The organism is Dyella flava (assembly GCF_016904955.1).
Classification (GTDB): Bacteria; Pseudomonadota; Gammaproteobacteria; order Xanthomonadales; family Rhodanobacteraceae; genus Dyella_B; species Dyella_B flava.
Map to the genome: position 1 here is coordinate 1 of NZ_JADIKE010000013.1, position 1,105 is coordinate 1,105.

At 59.4% G+C, this 1,105-nt stretch carries 1 protein-coding gene; it reads right to left on the reverse strand.

What is annotated here, in order from left to right; genetic code table 11:
* Positions 1-117 precede the first annotated feature (117 nt).
* Entirely contained in the window at positions 118-1,059 is a 942-nt protein-coding gene (locus ISP19_RS00070; RefSeq protein WP_204678188.1) for an IS5 family transposase, read from the reverse strand.
* Positions 1,060-1,105: the final 46 nt, after the last annotated feature.

Consider the following 1,105-nt stretch of genomic DNA (forward strand, 5'->3'; position numbering starts at 1 on the left):
GCGGGATGTTTGAAAAACCCTTTCCGCATACCGCATCCATGCCGAGCGAACGCCCAAAAGGTCAGAAAGAAGGATTCATGAAGTTCCTCGTGGCCACCTTGTCGGTGGTCACGGTGATCAAGCAACTTGATCTGCCGCTCGTGCCATGTTCCAAGCCATCAAGGTGAGCAAGGTGCCCACCGTGTTACGTGCCAAGCCGCAGTAACGCATCCGCATCAACCCATACGATCGCTTCAAGGTGCCAAAGACACCTTCGACCCTTCCTCGCACGTACCCAATGAGACGATTGCGTACGATTTCCCGAGGCTTGAGCGGTCGGCCGCGTGCCGCTCGACGCTGGACCCGATCCTTGATGCCGCCTGCGCGCAAGCGCTCGCGCAGCGCCGGACCCACATAGCCCTTGTCGGCCCATACCGCTGCCTCATCCCCTTGCACCAGTTCGTGACCCACGCAAACCTCGTTGAGGTTAGCCGGGGTGATCCGGGCAGCTCGTATCACATGGGAATCGCGATCCACCGCGATATGCAGTTTGTAGCCAAACGTGGCCTTGTGGCCTCGCTTGGTCCAGACCGCATCCGGATCGACAAGCGAACGTCCGCCCCCTTTCTGCTTGGGTGGCTCAGCCGCCGCCGACGGAATCAGCGTGGCATCAATCAATGTGCCGCGACGCAAGATCACGCCATGACTATCCAGTTGCTGGTTCACGTGCGCAAACACCGCTTCGACGTAGCCCTGCAAACTTTGCCGGAACCGGCACAGGCTTGAATGATCAGGCACCTTCTCGCCCAGACTCAGCCCCACAAATCGCCGAAACGACAAGCGATCACCCAAGGCTTCCTCCATCTCCGGATCACCCAGCCCATACCAGCTTTGCAGCAGCATGATTTTCAGCATCATCAACGCTGGGTAGGCGGGGCGGCCCGTGCTGGCGTTGCCTCGCGCCGGTAGCGTTTGTTCCAGCGACTCCCAGTCGATCAACGCCTCTATCCGTTCCAGGCGCGCATTACCTCCGCCGACCACAAGACCATCAATCAAGCTCATCGTGGGCTGTTTGCGCATCGCCGTTCCTCTTCGTCGGATGGGGATAGTTTTGCAAACATCCCGC

Bases quoted from the DNA above. Each gene is read 5' to 3' on its own strand.
- ISP19_RS00070 (WP_204678188.1), bottom strand. From the start codon at position 1,059: ATGCGCAAACAGCCCACGATGAGCTTGATTGATGGTCTTGTGGTCGGC.